The sequence below is a fragment of the uncultured Thiohalocapsa sp. genome, from assembly GCF_913063425.1.
Lineage (GTDB): Bacteria > Pseudomonadota > Gammaproteobacteria > Chromatiales > Chromatiaceae > Thiohalocapsa.
Genome location: NZ_CAJXYK010000005.1, coordinates 92,223 through 108,592 on the forward strand (window position 1 = coordinate 92,223; position 16,370 = coordinate 108,592).

Consider the following 16,370-nt stretch of genomic DNA (forward strand, 5'->3'; position numbering starts at 1 on the left):
TGGGGTCGGGAAGCGTCAATGGTGCCATGTGCACCGGGGTCGCGGCAGCGAATGGACGCGCCAGGGACCGGGGCGGCAGCCCGCGCCCGCGCCGCTGCCGCCAACCGGCCGCCAACCGGCCGCCAACCGGCCGTCAGCAGGCGCCGCACCGGCAGAGATGTGCTCGCCTTGCCATCGAGCCGGTGGCGATCGCCTCAGCGCCCGCGCCGATCCTGTACGCTTCCGGCCCATGCTCGACACGAGACCCACCAGCACGACCCGGTGCCCGCCCCAACCCCCGCAGGCCGCAGCCGCCTGCGGCGCAGAGGCCGCGCTGCTCAGCCGTGTCGGTCTGGGCAAGGCCTTCGCCAGCTTCGGCGAGATCGCCCAGGGCCGCCGGGCCGACGGCGAGGACTTCCTGGTCACCCTGCCCGTGGACCTCTGGAGCCGCTGCCGTTTGGTCTGCGAGCCGATGACCGGCCCGTCCCAGGTCCGTGCGCCGCTGCCCAAGTCCGGCCAGGTGGCACAGGCACTTCTCCGGGCCATCGGCGCGCAGGCCGGCATCGGGCTGCGGGTCGCGCTGCGGCGGGACATGCCCGTCGGCAAGGGCCTCAGCTCCAGCACCGCGGACATGCTCGCGGTGCTGCGGGCCTGTGAGAACCTGTTCGACGTCATCGCGAGCGAAGCTTTCATCGGCCGGCTGTTCGCCGCCATCGAGCCCCACGACGCGCTGCACTACCCGACCTGCGTCGCCTACAACCACCGCGCGGGCCGATTGCTGGCACACTTCGGCCATGTGCCGGACTTCCGGATCATCGGCGTAGACGCCGGCGGCGCCGTCTGCACCCGTGCCTACAACCGCCGCCTGACCTTCAGCCCATCCCGTGTGGCGCAGGACCAGGCCCGCTATGAGCGCGTGCTCGCGGCCTTCGGCGCCCGCGACGACGCCGCCATCGCCCGCTGCGCCCTGGCCGCCACCGAGCTGCACCTGGCCCGCACCGGCAGCCCCTTCCTCAGGCGGCTGCTGGCCCTGGCCCAACAACCGGGCGTGCTCGGCATCGTCACCGCCCACAGCGGCACCTGTGCCGGCCTGCTGCTGCCGGGCAATGCGGACGCGGCGACGCTGGCGGGGGTCGAGGCGCACGCGGCGCGGCTCGGGACCTTGTTCCGCACACGAACCCTCAGATCTCGCTGAAACCGGCCGGACACGGGCATTGCCCCGGGTGCGCTTGCCTGGGCTCCGGCCGTGGACCGGTTGTCCGGCGCAGCCTCGACGCCAGGGTGTGGCTCAGAATGCGCTGCGGATGGCCACGACCGCCTCCGGCGGCTGCACCTCGACGCCCGGCGTGGCCGCGACCAACACCGGCGCAGGCGCGGTCTCCCCCCCGTGCAGCAGGACCCGAAAGCGCGCCCCGGCCGCCGCCGGCACGGCCGCGGCGATGCCGCAGCGACCGCCGTCCAGGTGCAGCAGCACGCAGCGCCAGTGCGCGGCGGGATGTGCCGCGTCGGCCTCGCTCCTGAGCTGAATCCGTGCCGGCGTGTCGCCCGCCAGGCGGAAGGCGAAGCGATCCAGGCCCAGGGACAGACCGCGGCCCACGGCCTTCACATAGGCCTCCTTCAGCGTCCAGAGCGATTGGAAGGTCAGGGCCTCCGCCGCGGAGCCGGGCGGACCTGCGGCGGCCACGGCCGCGGCCTCGTCGGCGGCGAAGAAGCGCTCCGCAAGCGCCCGGGCGTCCCGGACCCGGCGCAGACACTCCGCATCCACGCCCACCGTCAGGTTTCGGGTCAGCGCGCAGCACACCAGGCCCGGCGTATGGGTCAGGTTGAAGCGCAGCCCGCCGGTGTCCGGGCAAACATCGGTATCAATTTCCGGGCGGCCGTGCGCCCCGCGCACGAAGCGCCAGGCCGCCGGCGGCGGCGCTGCCTGCCGCGAGAGCGCGTTGCGCAGCAGCACATGGGCCGCGCGGTACAGCGCCCGGTCCGAGTCCCGGTGAAAGCGCGCCGCCCGCGCCTGCTCGTCGGCGTCGAGCACGGCGGCGTCAGCCGCGAGCCGGTCCAGCGCAGCCCCGCCCTGGGCGATTTGCAGCGTCACCTGCTGCATGCCTGTGCCTGCGGCCGGGACGCCGGGCGGTTGGGTCGGCCCGGGGCTCGTGCCCTGGGAAGACTGGGTTGGCTGGTGGGCATGGTGCCGCTCAGAATCCGCAGGCTGACTGCTTGCAGGGGCCAGTATGAAAGCCGCGAGCGCGGCCCGGCAAGGCGTCCGGGCGCGACGGGTTCTTGATCCGCGCCGGGTCGGGTCACCCGCCGGCCCGCCGTGAAAACCGACCGGCTGACCTGGAAACCCGGCCCGCGCGCCCCGAGCCTGGAGGAATCCGTCGGCAGCACCCGCGCGAGCACCAGGCCCAGACCATGGACCAGCAGCACAAGACCCTGTGCATGACCCATCTCGCAACGCCGGACATGGCCAATTTCTCCGGCCATGTCCACGGCGGTACGCTGCTGAAGCTGCTGGACCAGGCGGCCTATGCCTGCGCAGCCCGCTACGCCAACCGCTATGTGGTGACCCTGTCCGTGGACCAGGTGTTCTTTCGCGAGCCCATCCACGTGGGCGAGCTGGTGAGCTTCCTGGCGGCGGTGAACTACACCGGCAACACCTCCATGGAGATCGGCATCCGGGTGCTCGCCGAGGACATCATCGAGAAGGCGAGCCGCCACGTGATGACCTGCTACTTCACCATGGTCGCGGTGGACGAGCAGGGGCAGCCCGTGGCGGTGCCGCCGCTCAAGATCGAAACCGCCCTGGAGCGCCGGCGCAACGACAGCGCCAAGCTGCGCCGGGAGCTGCGCCGGGAGGTCGAGCAGCGCCACCGGCAGATCAAGGCCAACTGGCGGCCCGACGCCGACCCCGCGGCAGGCTGAGCGGCGGTCGCCGCACGAGCCTGCCACCCCGGCACAGGCGCACCCTCGGCCTGTGTGCCCGCCCGCGCTGCCCCTGCCCCTGCCCAAGCCGGCCTGACTGCGCCAACGCAACCAAAACCCCAAGCCTGCTTGACCGGAAAATCCCTGGGGGATAGGTTCCGGCGTTGCCGCCAGACGCGCGCGCTGCCTACCGCCCGGCAACCCCCGGCGCTCGGCAGCCCATCGTTCGGCACGCGTCGCGCGAACCGCCGCCAACAGCCCTCCAGGACCACACTATGCCGGCCGCCTTCCCGTTCTCCGCCATCGTCGCCCAAGACGAGATGAAGCTCGCCATCCTGATCGCGGCGACGGACCAGAGCATCGGCGGTGTGCTGGTGTTCGGCGACCGCGGCACCGGCAAGTCCACCGCCATCCGCGCGCTCGCGGCGCTGCTCCCGCCCATGCGCGTCGTCGAGGGCTGCGCCTACAACTGCGACCCGGATGCCGCCGACGCCGCCCTCTGCGACGCCTGCCGTGACACCAGGTCCAACGGCGGCAAGCTCAAGGTGCGCAAGGGGCCGGTGCCGGTGGTGGACCTGCCCCTCGGCGCCACCGAGGACCGCGTCATCGGCGCCCTGGACCTGGAGTCCGCCCTCACCCGCGGCGAGAAGCGCTTCGAGCCCGGCCTGCTGGCCCGTGCCCACCGTGGATTTCTGTACATCGACGAGGCAAACCTGCTGGAGGACCACCTGGTGGACGCACTGCTGGACGTGGCCGCCAGCGGCGAGAACGTGGTGGAGCGCGAGGGCCTGAGCGTCCGCCACCCGGCGCGCTTCGTGCTGGTGGGCAGCGGCAACCCGGAGGAAGGCGAGCTGCGCCCGCAGCTGCTGGACCGCTTCGGCCTGTCCGTGGAGGTGAGCACGCCCCAGGATCTCAAGAGCCGCATGCAGGTGGTGCGCCTGCGCGATGAGTTCGAGCGCGACCCGGATGCCTTCATCGAGAAGCACAAGCGCAAGAACGGCAAGATCCGCCGCCAGATCCTCAAAGCAAAAGAGCACCTGGACCAGGTGGAGGTGCCGGATGCGACGCTGGAGCGCGCCTCGCAGCTGTGCATGAAGCTCGGCACCGACGGCCTGCGCGGCGAGCTGACGCTGATCCGCGCCGCCCGCGCCTATGCCGCACTGGAAGGCGACGCCACGGTGGAAGACAAGCACCTGAAGCACGTCGCCCCGCCCGCGCTGCGCCACCGGCTGCGCCGTAATGTGCTGGACGACGCGGGCTCCACCACCCGGGTCAACCGCGCCGTCGAGGAGCTGTTCGGGGCATGAGCGCCACCGCCCCGGCGCCGGGGCAGATGCCGCCCGGGCAGCCGCCGGCAGACGCCGCCGTCGTGGCCGCCGCAGAGCAGGCCGAGGCCGAGCGGCGGGCGCAGATCGCCGCCCGCTGGAGCGACGCCTGCCTCGCCGCCGCGCTCTTCGCGCTGGACCCGGTGGCCGCCGGCGGCATCAACGTCCGCGCCCTGCCGGGGCCGGTGCGGGACCTCTGGCTCGAGTTCCTGCGCGAGCTGCTGCCGCCGGACGAGCCCTTCCGCCGGGTGCCCCTGCACATCGCCGACGGCCGCCTGCTGGGCGGGCTGGACCTGGCCGCCACCCTGCACGCCGGCCGCCCCGTGGCCGAGCGCGGCCTGCTGGCGGAGGCCGACGGCGGCGTGGTGCTGCTGGCCATGGCCGAGCGCGTCGCCCGCTCCACCGCCGCCCACCTGAGCGCCGCGCTGGACACCCAGGAGGTCCTGGTGGAGCGCGACGGCATCACGGCCCGCACGCCCACGCGCTTCGGCGTCATCGCGCTCGATGAGGGCGCCAACGACGAGGAGCAGGTGCCGACCACGCTGAAGGACCGCTTCGCCATCCTGCTGGACCTGAACGACATCCCCTACAACGCGGCCATGCCGCCGGATGAGGACGCGGCCTCCATCCAGCGCGCGCGCCGGCGCCTGCCGGGCGTCAGCGTGCCGGAGGCCATGCTGGAGGCCATCTGCGGCACGGCGCTGGCGCTCGGCGTCGAGTCCCTGCGCGCGAGCCTGTTCGCCCAGCGCATCGCCTGCGCCGCCGCGGCGCTGGGCGGTCGCGACGTCGTCGAAATGGACGACGTGAGCGCGGCGGCCCGGCTGGTGTTCGCGCCACGTGCCACGCGCATCCCCATGCCGGACCCGCCCGAAGACCAGCAGCCGGAGGAGCCGCCGCCGCCCGAGGAAAACCAGGACGACGAGCAGCAGGACGACCAGACCCCCGAGCAGGACATCGACAAGCCGCTGGAGGACGTGGTGCTGGAGTCCGCGCAGGCGGCCATCCCGGACAACCTGCTGGCCATGCTCAAGATGGGCGCGCTGCGCAGCCGCTCGCACTCAAGCGGCAAGTCCGGCGCCAGCCAGAGCGGGTCGCTCCGCGGGCGGCCCGCCGGCACCCGCCGCGGCGAGCCAGGCGCCGGTGCGCGCCTCGCCGTCATCGACACCCTGCGCGCGGCGGCCCCGTGGCAGCGGCTGCGCCGGGCCGAGCGGGAGCAACAGGCCCGGTTGGGATCAGGCGGCAGCGACGTGCTGGTTGAGGTCCGCCAGGACGACTTCCGCATCACCCGCTACAAGCAGCGCTCCGAGACCACGACCATCTTCGTCGTGGACGCCTCCGGCTCCGCCGCGCTGCATCGGCTTGCCGAGGCCAAGGGCGCCGTGGAGCTCTTGCTCGCCGACTGCTACGTGCGCCGGGACCGCGTCGCCATGGTGGCCTTCCGCGGCCCGGGCGCCGAGCTGCTGCTGCCGCCGACGCGCTCTTTGGTGCGCGCCAAGCGCAGCCTCGCCGGCCTGCCCGGCGGCGGCGGCACGCCCTTGGCATGCGGCATCGACGCCGCGGTGGAGCTCGCCGACGGCGTGCAGCGCCGCGGCGGCACCCCGGTGGTGGTGCTGCTCACCGACGGCCGGGCGAATGTGAGCCGCGAGGGCATCGGCGGCCGCGCCCAGGCCACCGAGGACGCGCTGGCCTCCGCCCGCGCCTTCCGCGTTGCCGACCTCAAGGCCCTGGTGGTGGACATGTCCCCGCGCCCGCGCCCGGACGCCGAGAAGCTCGCCCACGAAATGGGCGCAGTGTACCTCCCCCTGCCGCATGCGGATGCCGCCGCCCTGTCCGGGGCGGTGCAGGCGGTCGCCTAGGCGACAGGGCTGCGGGCTGAGGAAAAGCGCAATGGCAGGTAACCCGCCCTCAGCCCCCAGCCCTTGGCCCCACCCAGAGAAGGCATCGGCGCGCGCGCCGCGGGCACGCGCTCGAAGCCGCTCGCGTTTGTGGATGCTACCCCGATGACTTCTGCCAAGGTCCTCGACGACAAGCTCGACTGGGCGCGCGACGGCGCGGACTGGCCGAACCGGGACGCGAGCCGCTTCGTCGAGGCCGGCGGGGTGCGCTGGCACGTGCAGGTGGCAGGCAGCGGACCCGCGCTGCTGCTGATCCATGGCACCGGGGCCTCGACCCACTCCTTCGCCGGGCTCTTCCCGCTGCTGGCGGAGCGCTTCACGGTGGTCTCGCCGGACCTGCCGGGGCATGCCTTCTCGTCCACCCCGCCGCCGGCCGAGATCTGCCTCCCCTGCATGGCGGCGCAGCTGGGCGCGCTGCTGCGCACCCTGGAGCTGGACCCGGAGATCGGCGTCGGCCATTCCGCCGGTGCCGCCGTGCTGGTGCAGATGGCGCTCGACCGCCTGATCCAGCCGCGGCTCATCATCAGCCTCTCCGGCGCACTGCTGCCATTGCGGGGCTTCGCCGGCAAATGGATGTCGCCGGCCGCCAAATTCTTCGCACGCAACTCCTTTCTGCCGAAGTTCTTCGCCCGGGGCGCGCGCAAGGACCCCAAGGGCGTGCAGCGCCTCGCCGCCAGCACCGGCTCCACGCTCACCGACCGCGACATCGCCTTCTACCGCACCCTCATCGCAAGCCCGGGCCACCTCGCCGCGTCGCTGAACATGATGGCCAACTGGGACCTGGAGCCCCTCGCCCGGGACCTGCCTGAGCTTGCGCCGGAGCTGCTGCTGGTGGCCTTCGGCAACGACAAGACCGTGCCCCCGGCGGAGGCCGAGCGCACCCTCGCCCTCGCCCCCCGGGCGCACATGAAGTGCGTCGGCGGCTTCGGCCACCTCGCCCACGAAGAAGACCCAGCCTATGTGGCGGAGCTGATCTTCGAGGCGGCGGGCCAGCAAGGCTGACCCGCCCCGCGGTCCCGCGCCGCGCCTGCTGAGGCCCAACGAAGGCGTGCACCCCCGGGCGTCCTCGGCCCGAGCGCGTTGCAGGTGACCCGGCATTCGGCCCGGCGCCCCGGCCGTTGCGGGCAGGCGACTGCCTGCATAGACTCAACTCAGCGAGCCGAGGCTCCGGCGAGCGGGCGTCCGCGACCCGGGAAGCCGCCCCGAAATCCCGCGACGGGAAGGTCGGGGCAGCCCGCCAGGGCGTAACCCGACAGCCAACGAGCAGTCAAACATCGACCAGTGAAAGCACCCGAATCGGTCGGCCGCTCAGCCCCTTATCGCTTGCCGATGTGATCGCGCACGCCCAGGGCGCCATCCATGACCACCACCATCGTCTTCGACGTCAATGAGACCCTGCTCGACACCGGAGTTAAATATACCGTCCCCGTTTTGCGTCCCCGTGTTGCCGGCACTCCGGTCAAGCCGCGTCCCGGATGGCGAGCCGCCGCCCGGCGAGCCAGACGAGGATCAGCACCGGCACGCCGATGAGGGTGGTGAAGATGAAGAAGCCGGGGTAGCCGATGCCGTCGACGATGCTGCCGGAGTAGCCGCCGAGGGTCTTGGGCAGCAGGGTCATCAGGGAGCTGAAGATGGCGTATTGGACCGCGGTGAACTGGACGTTGGTGAGGCTGGAGAGGAAGGCGACGAAGGCGGCGCTGGCGAGACCCGCGGCGAGGTTGTCGGCGAAGACCGTCGCGTACATGAGCGGCACATTGTGCCCGGCGTAGGCGAGGCCGACGAAGGCGAGGTTGGTGGCGGCGGAGAGGATGGCGCCGAGCATCAGGATGCGCATGACGCCGAAGCGGGTGGCCAGCAGGCCGCCCAGAAAGCCGCCGACGATGCTGACGATGACGCCGAAGGTGTTCACGGCCTTGGCGATCTGCGGCTTGGTGAAGCCCAGGTCCTGGTAGAAGACGTTGGCGATGACGCCGAGCACAATGTCCGAGATCCGGTACAGGCCCACCAGCGCCAGCAGCAGCAGCGCGGTGGCGAGCCCGTAGCGGCGGAAGAAGTCCAGCACCGGCGCCACCCAGGTCTCGGCGGCCATGGCGCGGTCCACGGCGCCGAGATTCACCAGCCCCCAGCCCACCAGCCCGGCGAGGCCGATGGCGAGCGCGAGGCGCACCGCTTCCACCAACAGGGTCACGAAGGCGCCGCCGCCGACGGCCTCCTTGAGCGCCGCGAAGGCGCCGCCGCTTAAGAAAAAGGTGCCGGCGAAGGCCGCCGCCGCGCACAGAAACACCAGCACCAGCCGCGCATAGGCCGTCGCCGGGTAGGGATAGTCCACCTGGCGATTGCGCACCGGCTCCGGCACCACCAGGGTCGTCACGATGCCCACCAGCATGGTGCCGGCCATGATGCTGTAGGTGAGGCTCCAGGCCTCGAAGGAGTAATGCTCGGGCGAGGAGAGCAACGCCGCCGCCAGGAACAGGGCCCCGGCACCGCTGGTGACCATGCCGATGCGGTAGCCGACGATGTAGGCCGCCGAGAGCATGCCCTGAAGCTCGGGCGGCGCGGACTCGATGCGGAAGGCGTCGATGCAGATGTCCTGGGTCGCCGCCGAGAAGCCGAGCATCACCGCTGCCAGCGCCATGCGCACCAGGGCGTCCTGCCCCTGCGCCGGGTCCACGGACGCCATCAACAGGATGGCCGTGACAATGGCCAGCTGCGCCAGCAGCAGCCAGCCGCGCCTGCGGCCCAGCCGCCGCGTCAGCCAGGGCAGCGGCAGACGGTCCACCAGCGGTGCCCAGACGAACTTGAAGGAATAGCCGAGCGCCGCCCAGCTGAAGAAGGTGACGGCGTTGCGCTCCACCCCCGCCTCGCGCAGCCACAGCGACAGGGACGAGAAGATCAGCAGCAGCGGGATGCCCGCCGAGAAGCCGAGGAACAGCATGGTCAGGACGCGGCGGTCGCGGAAGGCGGCGAGCGCCTCGCCCCAGCGGCGCGCGCCTGCGCCCTGTGCCGCTGCGCCCGAGCCCGCAGCGGCCGGGCCCTGTGCGGGGACGGCAGCGGCCTTGGCGGTGCTGGACTCGGCGGGCTTGCTCATGCGCGTGCGGCTCCCCTTCGACGAGCTGGGATCGGGTCGGCGGGCATGCTAACCCGAAACAGCGCCGGGATCGTTCCCGCGTCCACCTGTTGCGGCTGCGGCGGCGTTGGATCGTCGCCAGGACATGCGCCGCTCGCAGCGCCGCCGACTCGCCCACGCGCCCACCCAGCCGGTGTCGGTGTGCTGCTGATACCCGAAGCGTTCACAGCGCACGGGTGTACCGCGGGGCCTTGATCAGAATTCCATCCGAACGTGGGCGCACCTGCGTAATCAGGGCTTCCAGCCCTGATTGTGTCAGGCCAGGATGGCCTGACGACGCAGTCAGCCGCCCGGGTGGTCGAAGTTACGATCAAGGCCAACCGCTGGTAGCGTAGAATTCCAGCCGTCCCGGGAGCGAAGGCCGGTGACGCCCGCCGACCGCAGCCGTGCCGGCCGGAAACACAGCAGCCGGGGGACAGCGCAGATGCCGCGCCGAGCAAGCCGATTCACCATCATCGCCATGGTTACACTGCTGGCCGCCACCGGCTGCGCCAGCAAGCCGCGCCAGCTGATGCCGACACCGGTGGTCTACCAGACGCCGAACGGGGAGCCCGTCATCACGCTGCCCGCAGAGACACGCAGCGCGAGCACCGACGTGGACCTGCTCTACCTCACCGACCGCGGCCCAGAGACCAACCCGGAGAGCGATCTGCCCTACGGCCAGGACCGCGCCAAGCGCATCGAGTTCGGCTCCGCCCGGGTGGAGATCGGCCCGGACGTGGCCTGGCCCGTGCTCGAGCGCGAAAGCCGGCTCGCCCAGCGCACGCGGGACCTGGACCTCTCCCTCGGCCGGGTGCAGCGCCTGGGCGCCTTTCCGGACGAGCCCTATGACATCCGCATCGGCCCCGGCGGCGCCCGCTACCGCGACGAAGCCACCCTGGCGCAGCATGTCACCGCCCGCCGGCAATTGCAGGAGGAGGTCCAGCAGCGACTCGCCCGCTCCCCGCGCAAGGAGGTCATGCTCTACGTCCATGGCTTCAACGAGACCTTCGCGACGTCCGCCTTCACCGCCGCGGAGCTGTGCCATTTCCTCGGCCGCGAGCCGGTGTGCGCCTTCTTCACCTGGCCCGCGTCGAGCACGGGCAATTTTCTGATCTCCTACACCAGCACCACGGAATCCGCCGACTACGCCCGCAATCACCTGAAGAAGGTCATCCGCACGCTCGCCACGACACCCGGCGTGGAGCAGGTGCAGCTGCTGGCCCACAGCCGCGGCACCGCGCTGCTGCTGACGGCGGTGCGTGAGCTGATGGGCGAGGCCATCGCCGCCGGCAAGGAGCCCGCCGAGGTGCTCAAGGTGGACAACGTCGTGCTCTTCTCGCCGGATATCGACGTGCAGGTGACGGCGCAGATGATCACCGCCTTTGCATCCGACCCCGACTTCTTCAGCGTCTGGCCGAGCGGGCGGCTGCCGGACGCCATCCGCGGCCGCCTGACCATCTACTCATCGCCCAAGGACCGGGCGCTGCTGGTGTCGCGCATCCTGTTCCGCAGCGAGAGCCGGGTGGGCAACCTGCGCTCCGAAGACGTGACCCCGGAAGCCCAGCGCTACCTGGACAGGCTCGGCAACATCGACCTCGTCATCTACGAGGGCAAGCTCACGGATGCCTTCGGCCACTCCTACTTCACCACCAACCCGCAGGTGAGCTCCGACGTGATGCAGCTGCTGCGCTACGACAGACCGCCCGAGGAGCGGGACCTGGTGCAGCGCGGCCCCATCGTCTGGGAGTTCCCGCGGGCAACACCGTGACGCTGCACGGCCACCGCGGTTTCACGCAACCGCACCTGGGGGCGCCGACTTCCAGTCAGCCGCACCTGGGGGCGCCGACTTCCAGTCGGCCGCACCTGGGGCGCCGACTTCCAGTCAGCCGCACCTGGGGGCGCCGACTTCCAGTCGGCCGCACCTGGGGGCACCGACTTCCAGTCGGCCGCACCTGGGGGCGCCGACTTCCATTCAGCCGCACCTGGGGGCGCCGACTTCCATTCAGCCGCACCTGGGGGCGCCGACTTCCAGTCGGCCGCGCCCGGGGGCGCCGACTTCCAGTCGGCCGCGCCTGGGGGCGCCGACTTCCAGTCGGCCGCGTCCGCCGCGGGCTCGATGCCCGCGGCGGACGCTCACTGAGCGCCTCCCTGTTCATGCAGCACCGAACCGCAGGGCGACCCTGCAGGGACCGGCATGTTGAACCGACGAAATGCACAAAACACGCGAAAAGGCGCGATTGTGCGGCCTGCTGCGGCGTTCTCGCGCTTGTTGCGCTTTTCGTAGTGCCTTCTCAGAGGCTGCGCAACGGCGCTGCGCGACAGCAAGCGCCAGCACCGACGGCACCTTTGGGCCGGACCTCGGGCCAACCGGCGACGGCATGACCCACGCACCGCAGTGACCCCGGCATCACACCCAGGGCTTGATGGCGGCGAAGATCGTGATGGGCATGGCCGGGCGCCAGCCGTCGAAGCGCCCCAGGGGGGCGGCATCGGCCAGCTGCACCCGGGTGAGCTCGCCGCCGATCTCCGCCCGCAGCGCGGCGAGCGCCACCTCGCTCTGCATGGTGACGGCATTGGCCACCAGCCGGCCACCGGGGCGCAGCGCGGCCCAGCAGCCCTCGGCGACGCCGGGCGTCGTGAGCCCGCCGCCGATGAACACCGCATCCGGTGTCGGCAGGTCGGCGAGCGCCTCCGGCGCGCGGGCCGCAACCACCACCAGCTCCGGCACGCCAAGGGCGGCGGCATTCTGCCGGATCAGCTCCCGGCGGTGGCCGTCCGGCTCCAGGGCCAGGGCGCGGCAGCCATCCGCCGCACGCATCCACTCGATGCCGATGCTGCCGCAGCCGGCGCCCACGTCCCACAGCAGCGCGCCGGGCTGAGGCGCGAGGCGGCTCAGGCTCAGCGCGCGCACATCGCGCTTGGTGAGCTGCCCGTCGTGGCGGAAGACATCGTCCGGCAGCGAGCAGCGCCGCGGTCGCGGCACCCAGCCGGCCGGCGCCCGGCAGTGCAGGGCGATCAGGTTGAGCGGGTCGATATCCGGCCCGGCCCAGTCATCCGCGCTGGCCTCGAGACGACGCTCCGCGGGCCCGCCAAGCCGCTCGAAGACCGTCATCCGGCTCCCGCCCCAGCCGTCGCCCCGCAGCAGGTTCGCCAGCAGGCCGGGCGTGCGCGCATCCGCGGAAAGGATCAGAAGCTTGGCGTCGTCCGCCAGATGCAGCCGCACCCGCGCCAGGGCCACCTCCGGCGCCAGCGGCGGGTCGGCGGAGACGGGCCGGATCAGGGTCATGTCCTGCAGCGGCCAGCCGAGCCGCGCCGCCGCCAGCTGCGCCGAGGACAGCGCCGGCAGCACCAGATACTCGCCGGCGTCGAGCCGCGCGGCGAGCCTGGCGCCGGCGCCGAACCAGAGGGGGTCGCCGCTTGCGAGCACGCACACGGGCCGCCCGCGCAGCGCCATGACCCGCTCGAAGGCGAGGTCGAAGGGCTGCGGCCAGGGCTCGCGCCGCTGCGCCCGGCACTGCCCGGTCAAGCACGCCGGCAGCAGGTCCAGATGGCGGCGGGCACCGAAGACGACCTCGGCGGCGGCGAGGACGGCGCGCGCGGGGTCGCCGAGGCCGTCGAGGCCGTCCTCGCCGATGCCGACGATGCTGAGCCAGGGCGGGCGCGCGGGACGAGGCCCGGCGGTTGCGGATGATTGCGCATTCATTGACATGTGTCCGGCGCTTGAGGGATGACGTACTGGTGGATGCGGACACCAGCCGGTACAGTTAGCCGTTTCCGTGCCCGCCGGCGCGGTTCGGGCCCAAGCCCGCTGACCGCGCTGCGCGACCTCCGAAGCCACAGATGCTGCCATACAACCGCGACGCCGACGCCATCTACCGCGAGTCCTTCGCCATCATCCGCGCCGAGGCGGACCTGGCGCGCATCCCGCCGGACCTGGAGCACCTCGCGGTGCGGGTGGCCCACGCCTGCGGCATGCCGGACGTCATCGACGACCTGTTGTTCTCCCCCGGCGCCGGCAGCGCCGGGCGTGCCGCCCTCGGCGCCGGCGCCGCGCTCCTCTGCGACGGGCGCATGTCCGCCGAGGGCATCACCCGCGCACGGCTGCCGGCGGCGAATCCCGTCATCTGCACCCTGGGCGATGCGCGCGTACCGGCACTGGCCAAGGCGCTCGGTAACACCCGCACGGCGGCGGCCATGGCGCTGTGGCGGGAGCATCTGGCGGGGGCGGTGGTCGTCATCGGCAACGCGCCGACGGCGCTGTTCCGGCTGTTGGAGCTGCTCGACGACGGCGCGCCGCGGCCGGCGCTGATCCTGGGCTTTCCGGTGGGCTTCGTCGGCGCCGCCGAGAGCAAAGCTGCGCTCGCCGAGGACAGCCGCGGGGTGCCCTATGTCACCCTGCGCGGGCGCCGCGGCGGCAGCGCCATGGCGGCCGCCGCCGTCAATGCCCTGGGCGTCGAGCAGACCACGGGGCAGCACGTCGCATGAGCCCGTTCGATTCCCGAGCCGACGCCCTGAGCCATCGCCAATCGGGCGCCACCTCCGGGCGGCATGCCCGGGGCGGCAGGCCCGCGCAGGCCGTCGGCCGGCTGTTCGGCATCGGTGTGGGTCCCGGCGACCCGGAGCTGCTCACCCTGAAGGCGCTGCGGCTGCTGCGGGCATCTGCGGTGGTGGCCTACTACGCCGGCCCGAAGAAGCGCGGCAACGCCTACACCACGGTGGCGGAGTATCTGCGCCCGGACCAGATCCTGCTGCCCCTGGTGTACCCGGTGACGGGCCGCATCCCGGCGCCGCCCTTCGACTACGAGGGCACCATGCGCCGCTTCTACGACAGCGCCGCGGAGCTGGTGGCGGGCCACCTCGCCGCCGGCCGCGACGTGGCGACGCTGTGCGAGGGGGACCCCTTCTTCTACGGCTCCTTCATGTACCTGCACGACCGGCTCGCCGGGCGCTTCCGGGCGGAGGTGGTGCCCGGCGTCTGCTCCGTGGTGGCGAGCGCCGCGGCACTCGGCACGCCGCTGGTGTATCGCGACCAGAGCCTGCTGGTGCTCGCCGGCACCCTGCCGGAGGCGGAGCTTACGCGCCGGCTGCGGGAGGCGGACGCCGCCGCCATCATGAAGCTCGGCAGCAACTTCGAGAAGGTGCGCCGGGTGCTGGTGCGCCTGGGCCTCGCCGAGCGGGCGCTGTACGTGGAGCGCGCCAGCATGCAGGGCGAGCGCATCCTGCCGCTTGCGGACATCGACCCGGCCACGGTGCCCTACTTCTCCATGCTGCTGCTGCCCGGCGAGGCGTGGCAGGGCCGGTGACTGCGGCGGACGCGCGCAGCAGGCCCGGCAGCCTCACCGTCGTCGGCTTGGGACCAGGTGACACGGCCCATCGCACCCCGGCGGTGAGCGCGGCACTCGCCGCCGCCACCGACCTCCTCGGCTACCGGACCTACCTGGACCTGGCAGGCCCCTTCAGCGACGGACAGCGGGTGCACGCCTCCGACAACCGCGAGGAGCTGGACCGCGCCCGCCATGCCTTCCAGCTCGCCGCAGGCGGCGCCCGGGTGGTGCTGGTGTCCTCGGGGGACCCTGGCGTCTTCGCCATGGCCGCCGCCGTGGTGGAGGCGCTGGACAACGCCCGCGACCCCGCCTGGCACGAGGTGGCGCTCAGCATCCTGCCCGGCGTCTCGGCGGCCCAGGCGGCGGCGGCCCTGGCCGGCGCGCCGCTCGGGCACGACTTCTGCGCCCTGTCCCTATCCGACAACCTGAAGCCCTGGGCGGAGATCGAGCGCCGCCTGGCCCTGGTCTGTGAGGCGGACCTGGTGCTGGCCCTCTACAACCCCCGCTCCAAGGCCCGGCCGGATCAGTTCGGACAGGCCCTGCGCGTGATCCGGGCACAGCGGCCGGCGGACACCGTCGTCGTGCTGGGCCGCGACGTCGGGCGCGCGGATGAGTCCCTCACCGTCACCACCCTGGCCGAACTGGCGCCGGCGCAGGTGGACATGCGCACCGTCGTCATCGTCGGCTCGTCGCGGACGCGGCGCATCCCGCGTGCGGATGGTGGGTGCTGGGTCTATACCCCGCGCTTCTACTAGCGAGGCAGAGTCTCAGACCGGCCAGGTCACGGAGCCGCATCCTGCGCAGCTCGCTCGTTGCCGCAACTGAACCAGAGGGCCGAGGAGGGCTCCCGCGGCCCTTGGCCCTCGGCCCTGTTGCCCGCAAGCCTTGCCGGGGGTGGGGGCAATCGCGGCTCAGTCCAGCCCGGCCGCCTCGAAGATGAGCGGCACCACCACCGGTGTGCCGCCGCGGCGCTGGACGCCGTCGGCGAGCCCCACGGCGGGGTTGATGCCGAACGCCAAGGGCGTGCCGCCGCCACCGGGCAGACACCCGCGAGGCTGCGCTTGGCGCGCGCCAGGCAGCAGGTCGGCGGCAGCAGCAGCTCGGCGCCCGGGCCGCGGAAGGCCGCCATGGCGACGCGGTCCCGACGCAACCGGGGCGGATTGGCCGGGTTTCCAGCGCTGGGGGGTTGCCGCTATGCGATCTGAGGTACCGCGACCTGCTGCGCTAAGCTTTGAGGCAAACCCATCAACGACGGGCTGCCGATGGAAGCACTCAAGCTCAAGACCCTGGACGATCTACTCTCCTGGCCGGAAGAGCGCGTCGAGCTGATCGACGGCGAGATCGTGAAGCGGCCGATGGCGCGCCCGGACCACGGTGTGGTGCAGAGCCGCGCGACCATCGAGCTGGGTCCGCTGGACAGGACCACGGGCCCCGGCGGCTGGTGGATCATCACCGAGGTGAGCGTCAGCTACGAGCCGCACCAGTGCCCCAGCCACGATATCGCGGGCTGGCGCAAGACGCGGCTGCCGGAGCGCCCCAGCGGGGTCATCGACCTGCCGCCGGACTGGGTCTGCGAAATCGTCTCCCCCGGGCACGAGCGCAAGGACACGCTCAAGCTCTTCGCGCTGTTGCAGCGGCACGGCGTGCCCCACTACTGGCTCATCTGGCCGGAGGATCGGGCGCTCATTGCCTACACGCTCGACGGCGATGCCTATCGCGTGGCGCGGATGCTGTTCGATGAGCGAAGGGCGCGGATGCCGCCGTTCGAGGAGGTCGAGCTGGACCTTGACTACATCCTGGGCAGCGGCGAGGGGTAGGG

13 protein-coding genes and 1 pseudogene are annotated in these 16,370 nt (G+C 72.4%); 10 read left to right on the forward strand and 4 right to left on the reverse strand.

The window, feature by feature from the left end:
• Positions 1-229 precede the first annotated feature (229 nt).
• Positions 230-1,174 carry a hypothetical protein gene (locus tag QZ607_RS03880; RefSeq protein WP_295879869.1) on the forward strand — a complete coding sequence of 315 codons (945 nt, stop codon included), beginning with the start codon at positions 230-232 and terminating at the stop codon, positions 1,172-1,174.
• A gap of 93 nt (positions 1,175-1,267) precedes the next feature.
• Here QZ607_RS03880 and QZ607_RS03885 read toward each other — a convergent pair whose 3' ends face one another.
• Positions 1,268-2,080, reverse strand: coding sequence for a 4'-phosphopantetheinyl transferase superfamily protein (locus tag QZ607_RS03885; RefSeq protein ID WP_295879872.1), 813 nt, complete (start codon positions 2,078-2,080; stop codon positions 1,268-1,270).
• Positions 2,081-2,388: 308 nt separating this feature from the next.
• On the opposite strand from QZ607_RS03885, the gene QZ607_RS03890 reads away from it, so the two are divergent.
• The 4 genes from QZ607_RS03890 to bchO all read left to right on the forward strand — a co-directional run bounded on the left by QZ607_RS03890 (position 2,389) and on the right by bchO (position 7,120).
• Positions 2,389-2,898: an acyl-CoA thioesterase gene (locus QZ607_RS03890; protein WP_295879874.1), complete on the forward strand. Its 510-nt coding sequence runs from the start codon at positions 2,389-2,391 to the stop codon at positions 2,896-2,898.
• A gap of 275 nt (positions 2,899-3,173) precedes the next feature.
• Positions 3,174-4,205, forward strand: coding sequence for a magnesium chelatase ATPase subunit I (gene bchI, locus QZ607_RS03895; RefSeq protein WP_295879876.1), 1,032 nt, complete (start codon positions 3,174-3,176; stop codon positions 4,203-4,205).
• A complete protein-coding gene (locus QZ607_RS03900; protein ID WP_295879880.1) occupies positions 4,202-6,079 on the forward strand; it encodes a magnesium chelatase subunit D in 1,878 nt (625 codons plus the stop codon). Before bchI ends, QZ607_RS03900 begins: the two co-directional genes overlap by 4 nt.
• A gap of 144 nt (positions 6,080-6,223) precedes the next feature.
• The gene (bchO, locus tag QZ607_RS03905; protein ID WP_295879882.1) at positions 6,224-7,120 is read left to right on the forward strand and encodes an alpha/beta fold hydrolase BchO; all 897 of its coding nucleotides are present in this window, start codon (positions 6,224-6,226) and stop codon (positions 7,118-7,120) included.
• 457 nt (positions 7,121-7,577) lie between these two features.
• Here bchO and QZ607_RS03910 read toward each other — a convergent pair whose 3' ends face one another.
• Positions 7,578-9,206, reverse strand: coding sequence for an MFS transporter (locus QZ607_RS03910; protein ID WP_295879884.1), 1,629 nt, complete (start codon positions 9,204-9,206; stop codon positions 7,578-7,580).
• Positions 9,207-9,669: 463 nt separating this feature from the next.
• Between QZ607_RS03910 and QZ607_RS03915 the strand changes: the two genes are divergently transcribed.
• Complete coding sequence (locus tag QZ607_RS03915) at positions 9,670-10,995, forward strand: alpha/beta hydrolase (RefSeq protein ID WP_295879886.1); 1,326 nt, start codon at positions 9,670-9,672, stop codon at positions 10,993-10,995.
• A gap of 639 nt (positions 10,996-11,634) precedes the next feature.
• On the opposite strand, the gene cbiE is transcribed toward QZ607_RS03915, so the two are convergent.
• Positions 11,635-12,930 carry a precorrin-6y C5,15-methyltransferase (decarboxylating) subunit CbiE gene (cbiE, locus tag QZ607_RS03920; RefSeq protein ID WP_295879888.1) on the reverse strand — a complete coding sequence of 432 codons (1,296 nt, stop codon included), beginning with the start codon at positions 12,928-12,930 and terminating at the stop codon, positions 11,635-11,637.
• 137 nt (positions 12,931-13,067) lie between these two features.
• Here cbiE and QZ607_RS03925 point away from each other — a divergent pair, with 137 nt between their 5' ends.
• Genes QZ607_RS03925 through cobJ form a run of 3 tightly spaced genes read left to right on the forward strand, consistent with a single transcriptional unit; the run spans position 13,068 to position 15,306 of the window.
• Positions 13,068-13,712, forward strand: coding sequence for a precorrin-8X methylmutase (locus tag QZ607_RS03925; RefSeq protein WP_295879891.1), 645 nt, complete (start codon positions 13,068-13,070; stop codon positions 13,710-13,712).
• Positions 13,709-14,530: a precorrin-2 C(20)-methyltransferase gene (locus tag QZ607_RS03930; protein ID WP_295879892.1), complete on the forward strand. Its 822-nt coding sequence runs from the start codon at positions 13,709-13,711 to the stop codon at positions 14,528-14,530. Before QZ607_RS03925 ends, QZ607_RS03930 begins: the two co-directional genes overlap by 4 nt.
• Positions 14,527-15,306, forward strand: a complete 780-nt coding sequence (gene cobJ, locus QZ607_RS03935) for a precorrin-3B C(17)-methyltransferase (protein WP_295879893.1) — start codon at positions 14,527-14,529, stop codon at positions 15,304-15,306. Before QZ607_RS03930 ends, cobJ begins: the two co-directional genes overlap by 4 nt.
• A 183-nt stretch (positions 15,307-15,489) precedes the next feature.
• Here the strand turns inward: cobJ and bchD are convergent.
• Positions 15,490-15,698, reverse strand: a pseudogene (gene bchD, locus QZ607_RS03940) (magnesium chelatase ATPase subunit D); the annotation flags it as partial.
• Between the two features lie 115 nt (positions 15,699-15,813).
• Here bchD and QZ607_RS03945 point away from each other — a divergent pair.
• Positions 15,814-16,368 carry a Uma2 family endonuclease gene (locus tag QZ607_RS03945; RefSeq protein WP_295879895.1) on the forward strand — a complete coding sequence of 185 codons (555 nt, stop codon included), beginning with the start codon at positions 15,814-15,816 and terminating at the stop codon, positions 16,366-16,368.
• The last annotated feature ends 2 nt before the right edge of the window (positions 16,369-16,370 follow it).

Excerpts from the sequence above, each read along its gene's own strand:
- QZ607_RS03885 (WP_295879872.1), bottom strand. The coding sequence starts at position 2,080 with ATGCAGCAGGTGACGCTGCAAATCGCCCAGGGCGGGGCTGCGCTGGAC.
- cbiE (WP_295879888.1), bottom strand. The coding sequence starts at position 12,930 with ATGAATGCGCAATCATCCGCAACCGCCGGGCCTCGTCCCGCGCGCCCG.
- bchI (WP_295879876.1), top strand. The coding sequence starts at position 3,174 with ATGCCGGCCGCCTTCCCGTTCTCCGCCATCGTCGCCCAAGACGAGATG.
- QZ607_RS03890 (WP_295879874.1), top strand. The coding sequence starts at position 2,389 with ATGGACCAGCAGCACAAGACCCTGTGCATGACCCATCTCGCAACGCCG.
- bchO (WP_295879882.1), top strand. The coding sequence starts at position 6,224 with ATGACTTCTGCCAAGGTCCTCGACGACAAGCTCGACTGGGCGCGCGAC.
- QZ607_RS03925 (WP_295879891.1), top strand. The coding sequence starts at position 13,068 with ATGCTGCCATACAACCGCGACGCCGACGCCATCTACCGCGAGTCCTTC.
- QZ607_RS03880 (WP_295879869.1), top strand. The coding sequence starts at position 230 with ATGCTCGACACGAGACCCACCAGCACGACCCGGTGCCCGCCCCAACCC.
- QZ607_RS03945 (WP_295879895.1), top strand. The coding sequence starts at position 15,814 with ATGGAAGCACTCAAGCTCAAGACCCTGGACGATCTACTCTCCTGGCCG.
- QZ607_RS03910 (WP_295879884.1), bottom strand. The coding sequence starts at position 9,206 with ATGAGCAAGCCCGCCGAGTCCAGCACCGCCAAGGCCGCTGCCGTCCCC.
- QZ607_RS03930 (WP_295879892.1), top strand. The coding sequence starts at position 13,709 with ATGAGCCCGTTCGATTCCCGAGCCGACGCCCTGAGCCATCGCCAATCG.
- QZ607_RS03900 (WP_295879880.1), top strand. The coding sequence starts at position 4,202 with ATGAGCGCCACCGCCCCGGCGCCGGGGCAGATGCCGCCCGGGCAGCCG.
- QZ607_RS03915 (WP_295879886.1), top strand. The coding sequence starts at position 9,670 with ATGCCGCGCCGAGCAAGCCGATTCACCATCATCGCCATGGTTACACTG.